At 49.1% G+C, this 18,755-nt stretch carries 20 protein-coding genes; 8 read left to right on the forward strand and 12 right to left on the reverse strand.

Annotated elements, in window-relative coordinates; genetic code table 11:
• Positions 1-7: 7 nt before the first annotated feature.
• The 3 genes from manZ (at position 8) to mntP (ending at position 2,355) form a co-directional block, all read left to right on the forward strand.
• Complete coding sequence (gene manZ, locus A7090_RS07170; protein WP_105273495.1) at positions 8-859, forward strand: PTS mannose transporter subunit IID; 852 nt, start codon at positions 8-10, stop codon at positions 857-859.
• Positions 860-913: 54 nt separating this feature from the next.
• Positions 914-1,372: a DUF986 family protein gene (locus A7090_RS07175; protein ID WP_096977995.1), complete on the forward strand. Its 459-nt coding sequence runs from the start codon at positions 914-916 to the stop codon at positions 1,370-1,372.
• 416 nt (positions 1,373-1,788) lie between these two features.
• Complete coding sequence (gene mntP / locus A7090_RS07185; RefSeq protein ID WP_001353153.1) at positions 1,789-2,355, forward strand: manganese efflux pump MntP; 567 nt, start codon at positions 1,789-1,791, stop codon at positions 2,353-2,355.
• Here the strand turns inward: mntP and rlmA are convergent.
• The 5 genes from rlmA to mgrB form a co-directional block, all read right to left on the reverse strand.
• Positions 2,352-3,161, reverse strand: a complete 810-nt coding sequence (gene rlmA / locus A7090_RS07190) for a 23S rRNA (guanine(745)-N(1))-methyltransferase (RefSeq protein ID WP_105273497.1) — start codon at positions 3,159-3,161, stop codon at positions 2,352-2,354. The two genes, mntP and rlmA, sit on opposite strands and share 4 nt — an antisense overlap.
• 168 nt (positions 3,162-3,329) lie before the next feature.
• Positions 3,330-3,539, reverse strand: coding sequence for a transcription antiterminator/RNA stability regulator CspE (gene cspE / locus A7090_RS07195; RefSeq protein ID WP_001062678.1), 210 nt, complete (start codon positions 3,537-3,539; stop codon positions 3,330-3,332).
• Positions 3,540-3,551: 12 nt separating this feature from the next.
• Complete coding sequence (locus tag A7090_RS07200) at positions 3,552-3,695, reverse strand: DUF2627 domain-containing protein (protein WP_001295496.1); 144 nt, start codon at positions 3,693-3,695, stop codon at positions 3,552-3,554.
• Positions 3,696-4,362: 667 nt separating this feature from the next.
• Positions 4,363-4,650 (reverse strand): YebO family protein, encoded by a 288-nt coding sequence (locus A7090_RS07210; protein WP_105273498.1) that lies wholly within the window; start codon positions 4,648-4,650, stop codon positions 4,363-4,365.
• 74 nt (positions 4,651-4,724) lie between these two features.
• The gene (mgrB, locus tag A7090_RS07215) at positions 4,725-4,868 is read right to left on the reverse strand and encodes a PhoP/PhoQ regulator MgrB (protein WP_000714544.1); all 144 of its coding nucleotides are present in this window, start codon (positions 4,866-4,868) and stop codon (positions 4,725-4,727) included.
• Between the two features lie 159 nt (positions 4,869-5,027).
• Here mgrB and A7090_RS07220 point away from each other — a divergent pair, with 159 nt between their 5' ends.
• Complete coding sequence (locus A7090_RS07220; protein WP_105273559.1) at positions 5,028-5,267, forward strand: YobH family protein; 240 nt, start codon at positions 5,028-5,030, stop codon at positions 5,265-5,267.
• A gap of 143 nt (positions 5,268-5,410) precedes the next feature.
• On the opposite strand, the gene kdgR is transcribed toward A7090_RS07220, so the two are convergent.
• Positions 5,411-6,202: a DNA-binding transcriptional regulator KdgR gene (gene kdgR / locus A7090_RS07225; protein WP_105273499.1), complete on the reverse strand. Its 792-nt coding sequence runs from the start codon at positions 6,200-6,202 to the stop codon at positions 5,411-5,413.
• Positions 6,203-6,378: 176 nt separating this feature from the next.
• Between kdgR and A7090_RS07230 the strand changes: the two genes are divergently transcribed.
• Positions 6,379-7,752 carry an MFS transporter gene (locus A7090_RS07230; RefSeq protein WP_105273500.1) on the forward strand — a complete coding sequence of 458 codons (1,374 nt, stop codon included), beginning with the start codon at positions 6,379-6,381 and terminating at the stop codon, positions 7,750-7,752.
• 146 nt (positions 7,753-7,898) lie between these two features.
• Here A7090_RS07230 and A7090_RS25960 read toward each other — a convergent pair whose 3' ends face one another.
• The 6 genes from A7090_RS25960 to msrC form a co-directional block, all read right to left on the reverse strand.
• Positions 7,899-8,156, reverse strand: a complete 258-nt coding sequence (locus A7090_RS25960; protein WP_157941448.1) for a hypothetical protein — start codon at positions 8,154-8,156, stop codon at positions 7,899-7,901.
• Between the two features lie 92 nt (positions 8,157-8,248).
• The gene (locus A7090_RS25965; RefSeq protein ID WP_157941449.1) at positions 8,249-8,506 is read right to left on the reverse strand and encodes a hypothetical protein; all 258 of its coding nucleotides are present in this window, start codon (positions 8,504-8,506) and stop codon (positions 8,249-8,251) included.
• 164 nt (positions 8,507-8,670) lie between these two features.
• Complete coding sequence (gene htpX, locus A7090_RS07250; protein WP_105273504.1) at positions 8,671-9,552, reverse strand: protease HtpX; 882 nt, start codon at positions 9,550-9,552, stop codon at positions 8,671-8,673.
• 191 nt (positions 9,553-9,743) lie between these two features.
• Entirely contained in the window at positions 9,744-11,792 is a 2,049-nt protein-coding gene (prc, locus tag A7090_RS07255) for a carboxy terminal-processing peptidase (protein WP_105273505.1), read from the reverse strand.
• 19 nt (positions 11,793-11,811) lie between these two features.
• Complete coding sequence (proQ, locus tag A7090_RS07260; protein ID WP_000431368.1) at positions 11,812-12,510, reverse strand: RNA chaperone ProQ; 699 nt, start codon at positions 12,508-12,510, stop codon at positions 11,812-11,814.
• Positions 12,511-12,606: 96 nt separating this feature from the next.
• Entirely contained in the window at positions 12,607-13,104 is a 498-nt protein-coding gene (msrC, locus tag A7090_RS07265; RefSeq protein WP_105273506.1) for an L-methionine (R)-S-oxide reductase, read from the reverse strand.
• Positions 13,105-13,233: 129 nt separating this feature from the next.
• Here msrC and yebS point away from each other — a divergent pair, with 129 nt between their 5' ends.
• The 3 genes from yebS (at position 13,234) to rsmF (ending at position 18,638) form a co-directional block, all read left to right on the forward strand.
• Positions 13,234-14,517, forward strand: a complete 1,284-nt coding sequence (yebS, locus tag A7090_RS07270; RefSeq protein WP_105273507.1) for a membrane integrity lipid transport subunit YebS — start codon at positions 13,234-13,236, stop codon at positions 14,515-14,517.
• Complete coding sequence (yebT, locus tag A7090_RS07275; RefSeq protein WP_105273508.1) at positions 14,486-17,119, forward strand: lipid-binding membrane homeostasis protein YebT; 2,634 nt, start codon at positions 14,486-14,488, stop codon at positions 17,117-17,119. The genes yebS and yebT overlap by 32 nt, the downstream gene beginning before the upstream one ends.
• A gap of 79 nt (positions 17,120-17,198) precedes the next feature.
• Positions 17,199-18,638, forward strand: a complete 1,440-nt coding sequence (rsmF, locus tag A7090_RS07280; RefSeq protein ID WP_105273560.1) for a 16S rRNA (cytosine(1407)-C(5))-methyltransferase RsmF — start codon at positions 17,199-17,201, stop codon at positions 18,636-18,638.
• Positions 18,639-18,755 lie beyond the last annotated feature (117 nt).

Here is an 18,755-nt window from a genome sequence, read left to right on the forward strand (position 1 = left end):
GAGCGAAATGGTTGATACAACTCAAACTACCACCGAGAAAAAACTCACTCAAAGTGATATTCGTGGCGTCTTCCTGCGTTCTAACCTCTTCCAGGGTTCATGGAACTTCGAACGTATGCAGGCACTGGGTTTCTGCTTCTCTATGGTACCGGCTATTCGTCGCCTTTACCCTGAGAACAACGAAGCTCGTAAACAAGCTATTCGCCGTCACCTGGAGTTCTTTAACACCCAGCCGTTCGTGGCTGCGCCGATTCTCGGCGTAACCCTGGCACTGGAAGAACAGCGTGCTAATGGCGCAGAGATCGACGACGGTGCTATTAACGGTATCAAAGTTGGTTTGATGGGGCCGCTGGCTGGTGTGGGCGACCCGATCTTCTGGGGAACGGTACGTCCGGTATTTGCAGCGCTGGGTGCCGGTATCGCGATGAGCGGCAGCCTGTTAGGTCCGCTGCTGTTCTTCATCCTGTTTAACCTGGTGCGTCTGGCAACCCGTTACTACGGCGTCGCGTATGGTTACGCCAAAGGTATCGATATCGTTAAAGATATGGGTGGCGGCTTCCTGCAAAAACTGACGGAAGGAGCGTCTATCCTCGGCCTGTTTGTCATGGGGGCATTGGTTAACAAGTGGACACATGTCAACATCCCGCTGGTTGTCTCTCGCATTACTGACCAGACGGGCAAAGAACACGTTACCACTGTCCAGACTATTCTGGACCAGTTAATGCCAGGTCTGGTGCCACTACTGTTGACCTTTGCCTGTATGTGGCTGCTGCGCAAAAAAGTTAACCCGCTGTGGATCATCGTTGGCTTCTTCGTCATCGGTATCGCTGGTTACGCTTGCGGTCTGCTGGGACTGTAAGACTGTTGTACACTACCGGGGCCTTTTGGCCCCGTTTTTTTATCTGGAGGATTAATGACAATCACGGACCTGGTACTGATTCTTTTCATCGCCGCACTCCTGGCCTTCGCGATCTACGATCAGTTCATCATGCCCCGCCGCAACGGCCCCACCCTGTTGGCAATTCCTTTGCTCCGGCGAGGTCGCATCGATAGTGTTATCTTCGTCGGATTGATTGTCATTCTTATCTATAACAACGTCACGAATCATGGTGCGCTAATAACGACATGGTTATTAAGTGCACTGGCTCTGATGGGTTTTTATATATTTTGGATCCGCGCGCCGAAGATCATCTTTAAACAAAAAGGTTTTTTCTTCGCCAATGTCTGGATTGAATATAGCCGAATCAAAGCGATGAACTTGTCGGAAGATGGCGTGCTGGTGATGCAATTAGAACAGCGTCGTCTGTTAATCCGCGTTCGAAATATCGACGATCTGGAAAAAATTTATAAGCTTCTCGTTTCAACTCAATAATTTATGAATTTAGCCAAAGCTATGTCTGGTGTATTTTTAATAATCAGACATAGCTTAGGTTATATTATCACTTCCCTTATTTGTTATTTATTTTAACGTTTTATTGATACATAAATCTAAATGAAAATCGTTATCAATAAGACAGTGAAATAATATATTCCAACAGTTGTTTTATATTCTCAAAATATGTTAAGGTTGCGCCCTCATTTGGGGAGTAGCCGATTTCCAGATTCCGGAAATGTACGTGTCAACATACTCGTTGCAAAACGTGGCACGTACGGACTGAACACTTTCAGTCAGGCGAGACCATATGCACATCAATCGCTATGCCTGCATGAACGCTTCTTGTCATTCATGTATGCATGTTTGCTGGGGGCGATGATGTGTTTTATGGATACCCCGGTCAGGACGTTGTCATGAATATCACTGCTACTGTTCTTCTTGCGTTTGGTATGTCGATGGATGCATTTGCTGCATCAATCGGTAAAGGTGCTACCCTCCATAAACCGAAATTTTCTGAAGCGTTGCGAACCGGCCTTATTTTTGGTGCTGTCGAAACCCTGACGCCGCTGATCGGCTGGGGAATGGGCATGTTAGCCAGCCGATTTGTCCTTGAATGGAACCACTGGATTGCGTTTGTACTGCTGATATTTCTCGGCGGGCGAATGATTATTGAGGGTTTTCGTGGCGCAGATGATGAAGATGAAGAACCGCGCCGCCGACACGGTTTCTGGCTACTGGTAACCACCGCGATTGCCACCAGCCTGGATGCGATGGCTGTGGGGGTTGGTCTGGCCTTCCTGCAGGTCAACATTATCGCGACCGCATTGGCCATTGGTTGTGCAACCTTGATTATGTCGACATTAGGGATGATGGTTGGCCGCTTTATCGGCTCAATTATTGGGAAAAAAGCAGAAATTCTCGGCGGGCTGGTACTGATCGGCATCGGCGTCCAGATCCTCTGGACGCACTACCACGGTTAATAAGAACGCTGCCAGAGGTGAATATTAAAGTCCGTCTGGCAGTTGAACACTTCTTTTGCTGCCAGTGTTTGCCAAACTTCTGGCTTCGCACGCCAGGCAAATGGCGTCATCTGCAATAATGCGACGGCTTCATCACCGCGAAGACGCATCGGATAACACAATTCATCACTATGCTGTAATGTAAAACCTTCCAGTTGTTCTGCATGAGGTGCATGAAGATGTACTTCATCGTAAATAAGTCCCTTCAGCTCCATCAAATGTCGTGGTCCCGGCGTAGCAGTAATGACCCAACCGCCGGGCTTCACTACACGCGCTAATTCTTTTGCTTTACACGGCGCGTAAATACGTATTATGGCGTCCATGTTGGCATCAGCAAACGGCAAACGGTGGCTGGAGGCAACACAAAAAGTGACCTGCGGATAGCGTTTCGCCGCCGCTTTGATCGCCACCTTCGAGACATCCAGACCAAACGTGGTGATTTCGGGCAACGCATCGGCAAATGCGTGCGTGTAATACCCTTCACCACAGCCGATATCCAGCACCGCCGTCGCCTTTTCATCAAGCCGTTCCCGCAATTGGGCGACAATAACATCACGTAGCGGCTGGTAATGTCCGGCATCTAAAAATGCGCGTCGTGCTTGCATCATTTCCGCGCTGTCGCCCGGATCACGAGACCGTTTATGCTGAACGGGAAGCAGATTGACATACCCTTCTTTCGCCATATCAAACTGATGTCGCTGGGGACAGATATAGCTGTTTTGTTCACGCGAAAGAGACTGATGGCAAAGTGGACAGGAAAACGACATGACAACTCCGGCAGGATACTAAAGGCCGCAAGTGTAACGCGAATCACGCAGCGGGCAAATATCCGAACGCCTGGAGCGAAGATAAAACAAAGTAAAAAGCCTCGCATTTTTGGACGAGGCTTTATAGCGAGATTGAAGCGTATTCACACTTCAGATCAGTGGATTCGATCAGATAGCGGTTACGTTAACAGCTGCCGGACCTTTCTGGCCGTCCTGAATTTCGAACTCAACGTTCTGACCTTCAGCCAGAGTTTTGAAACCATTACCCTGAATAGCGGAGAAGTGTACGAACACGTCTTTGCTGCCATCAGCCGGAGTAATGAAGCCAAAACCTTTAGACTCGTTGAACCACTTAACCTGACCTTTAATCTTTGCCATTTGAAAAATTCCTTAGATTGTTTTCTTCGCCCGCAGGCATAACATAGATAAAACTGACACATTACTGCATGAGGCACCAATATAAGGCTCGGCAGAGAAGCGGTATTCAACGTCAACGTGTTTACTCAGGACTTCTTTACTGAAAATGCCACACATAAACAGAACTGTACCTCGTTTAACCCGAAATCTGTTATCACATACAACTTTAATTATGGCAAGCCATTTTTAAACATGTCTCGATCAGACGCACAAATCTCGATACGTCTTCCACTTTTTTTGCACACTTATGCAACGGAATACGCGCCGATATATCATTGTGCTTAACCTTGCCAGTTCAGGCAGAGACTTAAACTGACGTATCTTCTAACATAGTTCAATACGTTCAATTGTTCCAGGTCAGCGGGGGAAGTTATTACATAGTGCGCGCAATATCACATTTCCTGCTATGCAATGAATAAAATGTTATATCACTTTTTCTCATAAAACAGTTAGTTGACAGCTATCAATTCCCTTAGTGAGAAGCCAATCCCTAAAGGTATTGTTAATTTAAAATAAGAAAAATTGATGAGTAAGTAAAAAATTAAGAGAGAAAGGTTTCGCTAATAAATAATACCATGACCAATCACAAATCCGATGTAAACATCTTAACAAGTTAATGGGATAAATATCTTTTTCTGATATCCCGTTGCGCAAATAAATAATATGATAATGATTTGAAGTCAGACCAGAGTTTTAATTTGAAGCAGTTGCACCATGACAGTGCGTATAATCAGGATGAATTGAGTAACCCTTCAACAACGGGTTACTCAAGTTCGAGGAAGGGTTATCGTTCGGCGACCAGACGAATAATATCTTCGTCTTCAACCGATTTTTGACTCTCAACGGTCTTTTTATCTGCTTTCTCAGGTTCGTTTGCCTGGCACAAACGACGTAACAGTGCATTTTGACGTTTTTGCTGATCCAGCAATGCCTCAAGCAGTTCAATCTGTTCGTTAGTCCGTGAACTGGCACGATTGATAAAAAACCACAAGATGAGCCCGATAAGAAGAACCACCACCGATACAACCAAAGACGCAATGTTCATCACGCCTGAATTCACAACTTCGTTCATTTCACCACCTCTGAGTAGAGTTGCTATTCTACCACTGCTGGAGAGGAAGAAAATCTAGTGCTGAAAAAATGATATCACCATGGGATAAACTGGTTAATGGCACAAATTCCGCTGAAGAATTGTACATCCTGATCGCACATCATGTTGAATACCTGCGCCCAAAGCAGCAAGCAAGCCAGCACCACGACAACCAGAGCGACCCATCGAAACTTTTTCACTCCAATCTCCGTTTCACCTACTTTATGTCATTAAACTACCATGCGTTAGTTAAACAGCGCCTAACTATGTCGATATTCGTGCTTTTTCGGAATGAGCCGCTTGCTTCAGCGCATATTGCCGCTACGATTAAGCGAACAATAAAAAGAGAAGAGGTTGTAATGCGATTCATCATTCGCACAGTTATGCTGATAGCACTGGTATGGATAGGATTATTACTCAGCGGATATGGCGTTTTGATTGGAAGCAAAGAGAATGCCGCGGGATTAGGTTTGCAATGTACCTATCTGACCGCCAGAGGCACCAGCACGGTACAATACTTGCACACTAAAAATGTTTTTTTGGGGATAACAGATTGCCCGCTGTTACGTAAAAGCAATATCGTGATCGATAATGGTTAAGGGGAATAAATAACCAGATTCTCACTCATGAGTAAAATACTCTTATGGCAAGCGCGTTTAATATAACGCCTCCTTCAACTTTATTTTTCTCATGCTAACTAAAGAACCTGTCAGTTTGATATTCAGACAGGTTCTTACTCTCATCAGAACGGATAATCGTGATAACCCATTTGGGCAGAAATTTTGCGCGCCGCGGTATGCAACATTGCGACATACTCCTGTAAACGCTCTTCAGAGAAACGCAAGGTCGGGAAAGAGATGCTCAAACCGGCAATGACAACGCCAAAACGATCAAATACCGGAACCGCAATGCAACGCAGACCTTCTTCCTGCTCTTCGTTATCTTCGCCATACCCTTGCTCGCGCACCTGGTCCAGAACGGGTAATAACGCGTCTGTACTGGTAATAGTCCGCGCGGTACTACGCTTATACTCCACGCCTTCAAGGATTTGCTTCACTTCATCACGATCGCGCCATGCCAGCAGCACCTTACCAATCGCGGTGCTGTACAGCGGATTACGACGACCAATCCGTGAATACATGCGCAAATTGTACATAGAATCAATTTTATGGATGTAAACAATACTGTCTTCGTCCAGCGCACCGAGGTGGATAGTTTCTTTGGTCAGGCGGGAGAGCTCACGCATCTGGATATCTGCGCTACGAATTAAATCGACGTTTTGTAACGCGCGAGCGCCCAGTTCAAACAGTTTCAGGGTCAGCGAATATTTCTCCGACTCCCCTTCCTGCGCCACATAGCCCAGGGTTTTCATGGTCTGTAAAAAGCGATAAACGGTGCTTTTTGACATCATGACGCGCTGCGACAGCTCGGTTATCCCTATTTCGCGCTCTTCACCCAGCGCCTGCAAAATGCCAAAAACTTTCAGCACGGAAGATACAGAATCAGGCTGTTTATCCAGATCTGCGTTAGCCATTTATCACCTCATTGCGAGTGTTTTATAAAAATCAGAACTATTTTTTATTATAATTTCGCACCAGGGTGGTCGCAATCCATCTTTTGCCGGTTAGTTACAATTCTGCGACATCCACCGTGAATATCAGTGCTAGAATCATATCCCTGTTGATTATTCACCAAAGATATAAAATTCCTATGCCAAAAGTTCAGGCCGATGGCCTGCCGTTGCCCCAGCGATACGGTGCAATATTAACCATTGTGATTGGTATTTCGATGGCTGTCCTTGACGGCGCAATCGCCAACGTCGCCTTGCCAACAATCGCCACGGACCTTCATGCTACGCCAGCCAGTTCCATCTGGGTCGTGAACGCCTATCAAATCGCCATTGTCATCTCCCTGCTCTCGTTTTCGTTTCTGGGGGATATGTTTGGCTATCGACGTATTTATAAATGCGGTTTGGTCGTTTTTCTGTTGTCTTCTCTGTTCTGCGCCCTTTCTGATTCACTGCAAATGCTCACCCTTGCACGTATAATACAAGGTTTCGGCGGTGCAGCGTTGATGAGCGTTAATACTGCACTTATCCGCCTGATCTATCCACAACGTTTTCTGGGTAGAGGGATGGGCATTAACTCGTTTATTGTTGCCGTTTCTTCTGCTGCCGGGCCAACAATTGCTGCTGCAATCCTCTCCATCGCATCCTGGAAATGGTTATTTTTAATCAACGTACCGTTAGGTATTATCGCCCTGCTTCTGGCGATGCGTTTTCTGCCACCCAATGGTTCTCGCGCCAGTAAACCCCGTTTCGACCTGCCCAGTGCCGTGATGAACGCGTTAACCTTCGGCCTGCTTATTACTGCATTGAGTGGTTTCGCTCAGGGGCAATCGCTGACATTGATTGGTACGGAACTGGTGGTAATGGTTGTCGTTGGTATTTTCTTTATTCGCCGCCAGCTTTCTCTTCCCGTACCGCTGCTACCGGTGGATTTACTGCGTATTCCGCTGTTTTCACTTTCTATTTGTACGTCTATTTGTTCCTTTTGCGCACAAATGCTGGCAATGGTTTCTCTGCCCTTTTACCTGCAAACCGTGCTCGGTCGTAGTGAAGTCGAAACGGGTTTACTTCTGACGCCGTGGCCGTTAGCAACGATGGTGATGGCTCCGCTGGCAGGCTATTTGATCGAACGCGTACATGCAGGATTGCTGGGTGCTTTAGGGTTGTTCATCATGGCTGCGGGGCTTTTTTCCCTGTATCTGTTACCCGCGTCACCTGCGGATATCAATATTATCTGGCCGATGATCTTATGTGGCGCTGGATTTGGCTTATTCCAGTCACCCAATAACCACACCATTATTACCTCTGCCCCTCGCGAACGTAGCGGTGGAGCCAGTGGCATGCTAGGGACGGCTCGTCTGCTGGGTCAGAGTAGTGGTGCGGCTCTGGTGGCACTGATGCTAAATCAGTTTGGTGATTATGGTACACACGTCTCGCTGATGACTGCGGCGATTCTGGCAGTGGTTGCCACCTGTGTTAGTGGCTTGCGCATTACCCAACCACGCACACAAGGCTAAAAAACGCATCAACTGGACGCGCTTCAGATTGTTGGCAAAGTGCGTTTTGTTCATGCCGGATGCGGCATAAACGCCTTATCCGGCCTACAAAAACATGCAATTTCAATAGATTGCAGAGATTACGCAGGCCTGATAAGCGTAGCGCATCAGGCAATTTTGCGCTTGTCATCATTCTCAAGCGCATCAACTGGACGCGCTTCAGATTGTTGGCAAAGTGCGTTTTGTTCATGCCGGATGCGGCGTAAACGCCTTATCCGGCCTACAAAAACATGCAATTTCAATAGATTGCAGAGATTACGTAGGCCTGATAAGCGTAGCGCATCAGGCAATTTTGCGCTTGTCATCATTCTCAAGCGCATCAACTGGACGCGCTTCAGATTGTTGGCAAAGTGCGTTTTGTTCATGCCGGATGCGGCATAAACGCCTTATCCGGCCTACAAAAACATGCAATTTCAATAGATTGCAGAGATTTCGTAGGCCTGATAAGCGTAGCGCATCAGGCAATTTTGCGCTTGTCATCATTCTCAAGCGCATCAACTGGACGCGCTTCAGATTGTTGGCAAAGTGCGCTTTGTTCATGCCGGATGCGGCGTAAACGCCTTATCCAGCCTACAAAAACATGCAATTTCAATAGATTGCAGAGATTACGCAGGCCTGATAAGCGTAGCGCATCAGGCAATTTTGCGCTTGTCATCATTCTCAAGCGCATCAACTGGACGCGCTTCAGATTGTTGGCAAAGTGCGCTTTGTTCATGCCGGATGCGGCGTAAACGCCTTATCCGGCCTACAAAAACATGCAATTTCAATAGATTGCAGAGATTACGTAGGCCTGATAAGCGTAGCGCATCAGGCAATTTTGCGCTTGTCATCATTCTCAAGCGCATCAACTAGACGCGCTTTTTTAATGTTTACGGCAAATTACTTCAGATACGCCCCCAAACGCAGAGCTTCAATACGTTTATCCAGCGGCGGGTGAGTCATGAACAACTCACTGAGCGATTTCGACTTACCGTTAATGCAAAAAGCCATCATGCTGGTTGCTTCTTGCGGTTCATAGCTGGTTTTCAGGCGCTGCAGCGCGGCAATCATTTTCTCGCGACCAACCAGTTTTGCCGAACCGGCATCAGCATGGAATTCACGATGACGCGAGAACCACATGGTGATAATGCTCGCCAGAATACCAAACACCAGCTCCAGAACTGTTGCAACCACAAAGTAGATCAGCGGGTTGCCGTTGCTCTCTTCACCTTCATCACGATTTCCACCCATAAAACCCGCGGCAAGCTGCGCCAGAATACGGGAAATAAAGATAACAAAGGTGTTCACCACGCCCTGAATCAGCGTCATGGTAACCATATCACCATTGGCGATGTGGCTGATTTCATGAGCAATTACTGCCTCGGCTTCATCCGGGCTCATGTTTTGCAGCAAACCGGTGCTGACAGCAACCAGAGAGGCATCACGGCGCGCACCGGTTGCAAAAGCGTTGATGTCCGGCGCATGGTAGATAGCCACTTGCGGCATAGCGATCCCCGCCTGACGAGCCTGGGTTGCTACAGTATTGACCAGCCAACGTTCCCTTTCGTTACGCGGTTGCTCGATCACTTCCCCGCCAACAGATCGTAATGCCATCCATTTGGACATCAGAAGCGAAACGAAGGAACCACCAAAACCGAACAGCAAGGCCATGATCATCAGCCCCTGAACGCTGCTCGACTGTATCCCTGTCAGGCTCAGTACCAGCCCGAAAACGACCATCACGGCCAGGTTCGTTAGCAGGAAGAGCGCGATTCGCATCATAATTTTCTTTTTACCTCAGTTTAACAAAACGCAATATGCGATACCCACATCGTATGGGTTACGCGACTATTTTCAAGTCTGGATAGTGCGTAAGTCACCAGAAAGACACAACTTTACATTTTGTAGCATCTGATTTACAGCATCCTGCCGCTGTTAAAAAATCAGGCACAATTTCTTGTGCCTGATTGATGTTACTTGACGGGGGCGGGTTGTTCCGCAGGTCTGGCTTTTTCAAGCTTCGCCAGATCGAGTGCGATATTCACCGTCTCATCCAGATAAGGATCCGGCTCCTGGTAATCTTTCGGTAGATCATCCAGTTTCTTCAACTCCGGTTTACCTTCGCGTTTAAAACGTTCGTTCAAACGCGCCAGACGCGTTGTATCATCTTCATTATTCTCTTTCTCACGCACAGCGTAATTCAGAGAAACGATATTGCGCTTGTCCTTCATGGCGTTGAAGCGCGCGATATCCTTCATGATGTTCTGAAACTCAGGATCTTTCGCGATACGCGCATTATGTTCCTTCAGCAGCTCCGGTTCAAAGGCCGTTAAATCTCCTGATTTCACATAAGTCGCGGCATCGATGCTATCCCACGGCAGCGCGTTATCTTCGAATTTCTCACCCGTTTCCGTTTCTTCATTACCCGTCGGCATGGTGATGTCTGGCGTTACGCCTTTACGTTGCGTACTGCCGCCGTTAACGCGATAGAATTTCTGGATCGTGTACTGCACAGACCCCAGCGCTGGCCATTCAGGACGTAACATCTGATCGTAAATACGGTTCAATGAACGATACTGCTGAACGGTGCCTTTACCAAATGTCGGTTCACCCACAACCAGCGCACGACCGTAGTCCTGCATTGCCGCGGCAAAGATTTCTGAAGCCGACGCACTGAAGCGGTCAACCAGCACCACCAGCGGGCCTTTATAGAAGACCTGACCGTCGGTATCGCTGTCTTCGCGAACTTTACCGTTGTTATCACGGACCTGAACAATCGGACCAGCAGGAATAAACAGACCTGAGAGCGATACTGCTTCAGTCAACGCCCCACCGCCATTGCTACGCAGGTCGATGATTACACTGCTGACATTCTGTTTTTCCAGTTTTTGCAGTTGCACTTTGACATCGTCTGTCAAACCCACATAGAAGCCCGGAATGTCCAGCACGCCGACTTTCTCTTTACCGACGGTCTTCACCGACATTTTAACCGCGCGGTCTTCGAGACGAATACGTTCACGGGTCAACGTTACAGTACGGGTTTTGGTCCCTTTACCAGCAGGTAAAATTTCCAAACGAACTTTACTGCCCTTCGGCCCTTTAATTAAGGCAACCACATCATCAAGACGCCAGCCAATCACGTCAACCATCGGCTTGCCTGTTTGACCAACACCGACAATTTTGTCACCAACGCTAATTGCTTTACTCTTCGCTGCCGGGCCACCTGCTACCATCGAATTGATAACGGTGTAGTCATCATCCATTTGCAGCACTGCGCCAATACCTTCCAGCGACAAACTCATTTCAGTGTTGAACTGTTCGGTATTACGCGGGGAAAGATAGTTGGTATGCGGGTCGATTTCACGCGCAAATGCCGTCATTGCCAGCGAGAAAACATCTTCGCTGTTGGTTTGCGCCAGACGACGAATGGCAAATTTGTAGCGGCGAGTCAGGGTTTCACGAATTTCTTTATCCGATTTTCCTGTCAGCTTCAGACTTAACTCGTCGAATTTGACTTTACTGTCCCACAGCGCGTTCAACTCAGCCTCGTTTTTCGGCCAGGGCGCTTTACTGCGGTCAAGGTTATAAGTGTCGTTGCCGGTGAAATCCATCGGTTTTTCCAGTACCGACAAAGCGTACTGGTAACGTTCAAAACGGCGCTTCTGCGCCAGATTGTAGAAATCGTAGAAAACGTCGAGTTTGCCTGAACGCAGTTCATCGCCTAACTCGGTTTTCTTTTTCGCGAACTGTTCAACATCACTTGCCAGCAGCACGTTGTGGCTGTAATCGAGCAGATTCAGGTAGCGGTCAAAGATTTTGGCCGAAAATGCCTGATCGAGGTCGAACTGGCGATAATGAGAACGGGTGAAGCGCGACGTTACGCGCTCACTCACCGTCGCATGCTGCGTCTCTTCCTTTAATACCGGAATTTGATCAGCACGCGTGATATCTTCTACAGCGAAGGTCTGGCCTGCTATTGCAAGCAGGCCAGCTAACGCGGTAAGCCTAAAAAACATGTTCATGCCTGGCCCGGCCTCCGTTTCAGAACACCAGGTGTTCTGCGCGCACAATCAAAGACATACCCGAATTCAGCTGGACGCGGACGCCGTCTTTGGTGATTTCTAATACGGTGGCATCCATCGCGTTTTGACCCGCTTTCACCTTCAGGGCCTGTCCGACAGTCAAAGCTGAAATGTCAGAAACCGGGGTGTGCTGTTCTTCGCGAGGTGCTTTTGCTGTTTTTGGTGCTTTCTCTACCGGCTTTTGCGCACGTGGTTTACGCTCAGCGCCTTCTTTGCGGCGTGGCGTGGTCGGACGTGGCTTACGTTCGCGGCGCGGTGCATCTTCTTTCTCACCAGCAGCTGCGGCAGCTTCGCGTTTTTTCGCTTGCTGTTCAGCACGCTGTGCCTGAACACGCGCTTTCGCTTCTTCAAGCTGCTTGCGAGCATGCTCTACATGTTGCTCGTCCAGCTCACCGCATGGGTTGCCGTCAAGATCGACACGCGTTGCGCCGGGTTTAACACCGTAAAGGTAACGCCAGCTCGAAGTGTAGAGACGTAAAGCAGATCGCAATTGCGTTTTGCTCAGGTTCATTTCCCCGGCAACACGATCGACCAAATCCTGAAAAATACCGATTTTCAGCGGACGCGCTTCACCTTCCGCACTGAAACAGTGGGGAAAACGTTCGGCCAGAAACGCGATTACTTCTTTACTGCTATTCAACTTAGGTTGATTTTCCATGAAATTTCCTGATTACAACGGACGTAGCCAACAAGCGCAGGCATGAACAGGCGTCATTATAATGACGCTATCAGTAAATGCTACGTTATCCGTTGATTATCCTGCGACGCTCGCAAAGAATTTTTTGTAATCCGTCATTGCAAGCACCTTTTCAAGCTGTGCCACAAGCTGACGTAAGCCTTGCTCGTCCTCGTCTGTAAAGCGACCGAAGACGGTACTGTCGATATCAAGAACACCAATAATCTGATTTTTCACCACCAGCGGCAGGACAATTTCAGAATTACTCGCCGCATCACAAGCAATATGCCCGTCAAACGCGTGAACATCCTCGATACGCTGCACTTGATTGCAGGCAACCGCAGTGCCGCACACGCCACGCCCAACGGGTATCCGAACACAGGCTATTTTGCCCTGAAATGGTCCGAGTACCAGTGTATCGTCCTCAAGTAAATAAAAACCTGCCCAGTTTACGTCTGTGAGACGTTCATATAACAACGCACTGGTGTTCGCCAGCGTTGCCAGAAAACTGGTTTCTCCCGCCATCAGCGCGTTAAAGTCGCGGTTTAAATCCGCGTAAAATTCTGTTTTGTTCATTATATAATCACTTGGTTGTCTTACCTGGAACTGCCAGCCTATTAAAATAAGCATTAAATGCGTTAATGCTCAAGATCATTCCCATCATGGGTTAAGATTAATGTTAATTCTTATTACATTTGGCACGTCATGGCTCTTAACACACCACAAATTACGCCGACAAAAAAGATAACAATGGGGGCAATCGGCGAGGAATTGCCGCGTGGTGATTACCAACGTTGCCCGCAATGTGACATGCTGTTTAGCCTGCCCAAGATAAATTCTCATCAGAGTGCCTATTGCCCGCGCTGTCAGGCAAAAATTCGTGACGGACGCGACTGGTCGCTAACGCGCCTGGCGGCAATGGCGTTCACCATGCTGTTGCTTATGCCATTTGCCTGGGGCGAACCGCTGTTACGTATCTGGCTGTTAGGTATTCGTATTGACGCCAACGTCATGCAAGGCATCTGGCAAATGACCAAACAGGGCGATGCGATAACAGGGGCGATGGTCTTTTTTTGCGTTATTGGTGCCCCCCTCATTCTGGTGACCTCTATTGCCTGGTTATGGTTTGGTAACCGACTGGGTATGAATTTACGCCCGGTACTGCTGATGCTTGAGCGGCTGAAAGAGTGGGTGATGCTGGATATCTACCTGGTCGGCATTGGCGTTGCTTCTATAAAGGTACAGGATTATGCCCATATCCAGGCTGGTGTCGGCTTGTTTTCTTTTGTGGCGTTGGTGATTTTAACGACGGTGACGTTGTCACATCTTAATGTTGAGGAGCTGTGGGAGCGATTTTATCCGCAGCGCTCTGCTACGCGTAGGGACGAGAAACTTCGTGTCTGCCTTGGGTGTCATTTTACTGGCTATCCCGATCAGCGTGGTCGCTGCCCGCGTTGCCATATCCCGCTACGCCTGCGTCGCCGTCATAGTCTGCAAAAATGCTGGGCGGCGCTGTTAGCATCCATCGTTTTGTTGTTACCTGCCAACCTGTTGCCTATTTCTATTATTTATCTGAATGGTGGACGGCAGGAAGATACGATTCTTTCCGGGATTATGTCGCTGGCAAGTAGCAACATTGCGGTCGCCGGAGTCGTGTTTATCGCCAGCATTCTGGTGCCGTTTACCAAAGTGATCGTCATGTTCACTTTACTGTTGAGCATTCATTTTAAATGCCAGCAAGGTTTACGCACGCGCATTCTGTTACTGCGGATGGTGACCTGGATTGGTCGCTGGTCGATGCTCGACCTGTTTGTCATATCTTTAACCATGTCGCTGATTAATCGTGATCAGCTCCTTGCTTTTACTATGGGGCCAGCTGCGTTTTATTTCGGCGCAGCGGTAATTTTGACTATTCTTGCTGTGGAATGGCTGGACAGCCGCTTACTTTGGGATGCACATGAGTCAGGAAACGCCCGCTTCGACGACTGAAGCGCAGATTAAAAATAAACGCCGTATCTCACCTTTCTGGCTGTTGCCGTTCATCGCGCTAATGATTGCAGGTTGGCTGATTTGGGACAGTTATCAGGACCGGGGTAATACCGTCACCATCGACTTTATATCGGCAGATGGTATTGTTCCTGGCCGTACGCCTGTTCGTTATCAGGGCGTTGAAGTCGGAACAGTGCAGGATATCAGCCTCAGCAACGATCTTCGTAAGATTGAAGTCAAGGTCAGCATCAAGTCCGATATGAAAGATGCGCTGCGCGAAGATACACAGTTCTGGCTGGTGACGCCAAAAGCCTCGCTGGCAGGTGTCTCCGGGCTGGACGCCCTCGTCGGTGGTAACTATATCGGCATGATGCCGGGTAAAGGCAAAGAGCAGGATCATTTTGTTGCACTCGATACCCAACCGAAATATCGGCTGGATAACGGCGATCTGATGATCCACCTGCAAGCCCCCGATCTCGGTTCGCTGAACAGCGGTTCATTGGTCTATTTCCGCAAGATCCCGGTGGGTAAAGTCTACGACTATTCCATCAATCCCAACAAGCAAGGCGTGGTGATTGATGTCCTGATCGAGCGGCGTTTTACCGACCTGGTGAAAAAAGGTAGCCGTTTCTGGAACGTTTCCGGCGTTGATGCCAACGTCAGTATCCGTGGCGCAAAGGTGAAACTGGAAAGTCTGGCGGCACTGGTTAACGGTGCGATTGCCTTCGATTCACCTGAAGAGTCAAAACCTGCCGAGGCAGAAGATACCTTTGGTCTGTATGAAGATCTCGCCCATAGCCAGCGTGGCGTAATAATAAAACTGGAACTGCCGAGCGGTGCCGGATTAACCACCGACTCGACGCCATTAATGTATCAGGGACTGGAAGTCGGACAGCTGACCAAACTGGATTTAAATCCTGATGGTAAAGTCACTGGGGAAATGACCGTTGATCCCAGCATCGTCACCCTGCTCCGTGAAAATACCCGCATCGAATTACGTAATCCGAAATTATCCCTTAGCGATGCTAATCTCAGCGCCCTGCTGACTGGCAAAACCTTCGAGTTAGTGCCCGGCGATGGCGAGCCACGCAAAGAGTTCGTTGTTGTGCCAGGTGAAAAAGCGCTGCTGCAAGAGCCGGATGTTCTGACACTGACCCTGACTGCCCCGGAAAGTTACGGTATTGATGCGGGTCAGCCGCTCATTCTTCACGGCGTGCAGGTAGGCCAGGTTATCGATCGTAAACTCACCAGCAAAGGTGTCACCTTTACCGTCGCCATCGAGCCTCAGCATCGTGAACTGGTAAAAGGCGATAGCAAATTTGTTGTCAATAGCCGTGTCGATGTTAAGGTGGGGCTGGATGGCGTTGAGTTTCTCGGAGCCAGCGCCTCAGAATGGATCAACGGCGGGATACGTATTCTGCCAGGCGATAAAGGCGAGATGAAAGCCCGCTATCCGCTATATGCCAATCTGGAAAAAGCGCTGGAGAACAGTCTTAGCGACTTACCCACCACGACTGTAAGTTTGAGGGCAGAGACGCTGCCGGGTGTACAGGCGGGATCGGTAGTGCTGTACCGTAAATTTGAAGTTGGTGAAGTTATTACCGTACGTCCGCGAGCTAATGCGTTTGATATCGATCTGCATATTAAGCCGGAGTATCACAACCTTCTGACCAGCAACAGCGTGTTCTGGGCAGAAGGCGGGGCGAAAGTTCAGCTGAATGGTAGTGGCCTGACCGTACAGGCATCCCCGCTCTCCAGAGCATTAAAGGGGGCGATCAGTTTCGATAACCTCAGCGGTGCCAGCGCCAGTCTGCGTAAAGGCGACAAGCGTATTCTGTATGCTTCGGAAACAGCGGCCCGTGCGGTTGGCGGGCAGATTACGCTCCACGCCTTCGATGCCGGAAAACTGGCAGTCGGGATGCCAATTCGCTATCTGGGTATTGATATCGGGCAAATCCAGACGCTGGATCTGATTACCGCGCGCAATGAAGTACAGGCAAAGGCGGTACTTTACCCGGAATATGTCCAGACCTTTGCTCGCAGTGGTACGCGCTTCTCAGTGGTCACACCGCAAATTTCGGCAGCAGGCGTTGAGCATCTTGATACTATCCTCCAGCCGTATATCAACGTCGAACCAGGCCAGGGCAATCCTCGCCGTGACTTTGAATTACAAGAGGCCACCATTACTGATTCGCGTTACCTGGATGGCTTAAGCATTATTGTTGAAGCGCCAGAAGCCGGTTCGTTAGGCATCGGTACGCCTGTGCTGTTCCGTGGTCTGGAAGTCGGTACAGTTACTGGAATGACGCTGGGGACATTGTCAGATCGCGTGATGATTGCAATGCGTATTAGTAAACGCTATCAACACCTGGTGCGTAACAATTCCGTGTTCTGGTTGGCATCAGGTTACAGTTTAGACTTTGGTCTGACGGGCGGCGTAGTGAAAACCGGCACCTTTAACCAGTTTATCCGTGGCGGCATCGCCTTTGCCACGCCTCCGGGTATCCCGCTGGCACCGAAAGCCCAGGAAGGCAAACACTTCCTGTTGCAAGAAAGTGAACCGAAAGAGTGGCGTGAATGGGGAACTGCGCTTCCCAAATAATGCCCACTGCTCCGGCGTGCCTGCGCCGGAGCGTTTATGCTAAACTGCGCGCCTGTTTTTTTGCCAGTGGTACATGCTCGTGGCCCAACACACCGTTTATTTCCCTGACGCCTTTCTGACGCAAATGCGCGAAGCAATGCCTTCGACGCTCTCATTTGATGATTTTCTCGCCGCCTGTCAGCGCCCGTTGCGCCGCAGCATTCGCGTTAATACGCTGAAAATCTCCGTTGCTGATTTCCTGCAATTAACCGCTCCTTATGGCTGGACGCTTACGCCAATTCCGTGGTGTGAAGAAGGTTTCTGGATTGAACGCGACGATGAAGAAGCATTGCCGTTGGGTAGTACCGCCGAGCATTTAAGTGGCCTGTTTTATATACAGGAAGCCAGTTCAATGTTGCCCGTTGCCGCATTATTTGCTGACGGTAATGCACCACAGCGGGTGATGGATGTCGCAGCTGCGCCTGGCTCCAAAACGACGCAAATTGCCGCGCGGATGAATAACGAAGGTGCGATCCTTGCCAATGAGTTTTCTGCCAGTCGGGTAAAAGTGTTACATGCCAATATCAGCCGCTGTGGCATCAGTAATGTTGCGCTCACGCATTTTGATGGCCGCGTATTTGGTGCGGCATTACCAGAAATGTTCGATGCCATTTTGCTGGACGCTCCTTGCTCCGGCGAAGGCGTGGTGCGTAAAGATCCCGATGCGCTAAAAAACTGGTCACCAGAAAGCAATCAGGAAATCGCAGCTACCCAACGGGAACTGATCGACAGCGCCTTTCATGCATTACGTCCTGGCGGTACGCTGGTTTACTCGACCTGTACCTTAAACCGGGAAGAAAACGAAGCCGTTTGCCTGTGGCTGAAAGAGACATACCCCAACGCAGTCGAGTTTTTACCGCTTGGCAATCTCTTTCCTGGCGCGGACAAGGCGCTGACCGAAGCCGGTTTTTTGCATGTATTCCCACAAATTTACGACTGCGAAGGCTTTTTCGTTGCTCGTCTGCGTAAAACTCAGGCGATTCCCGCCTTACCCGCGCCAAAATACAAAGTAGGCAATTTCCCGTTTAGCCCGGTGAAAGATCGCGAAGCCGGACAAATTCGTCAGGCAGCTGCAAGTGTTGGCTTAAACTGGGATGGAAACCTGCGCCTCTGGCAGCGCGACAAAGAACTGTGGTTGTTCCCGGCGGGCATTGAAGCCCTGATCGGTAATGTCCGATTTTCTCGTTTAGGGATTAAACTTGCCGAAACGCATAACAAAGGCTATCGCTGGCAGCATGAAGCCGTTATTGCCCTTGCCTCCCCCGATAACGTGAACGCTTTTGAACTAACAGCGCAGGAAGCGGAGGAGTGGTATCGCGGGCGCGATGTTTACCCACAAGCCGCGCCAGTTGCGGATGATGTCTTGGTTACTTTCCAACATCAGCCGATTGGTTTAGCCAAACGGATTGGTTCGCGACTGAAAAATAGCTACCCGCGTGAACTGGTGCGCGACGGAAAACTTTTTACTGGTCACGCCTGATAGCGCACAAAAAAAAGCGCACTTTTTGACTGGCGCATTCCGCGACCTCAGCTAGGCTGAAAAATGGTGCGATCGGACTGGTCGTACCACAACCGACAGCTAAATGGAGAGCACGAA

The sequence above is a fragment of the Escherichia sp. MOD1-EC7003 genome (assembly GCF_002965065.1).
GTDB lineage: Bacteria > Pseudomonadota > Gammaproteobacteria > Enterobacterales > Enterobacteriaceae > Escherichia.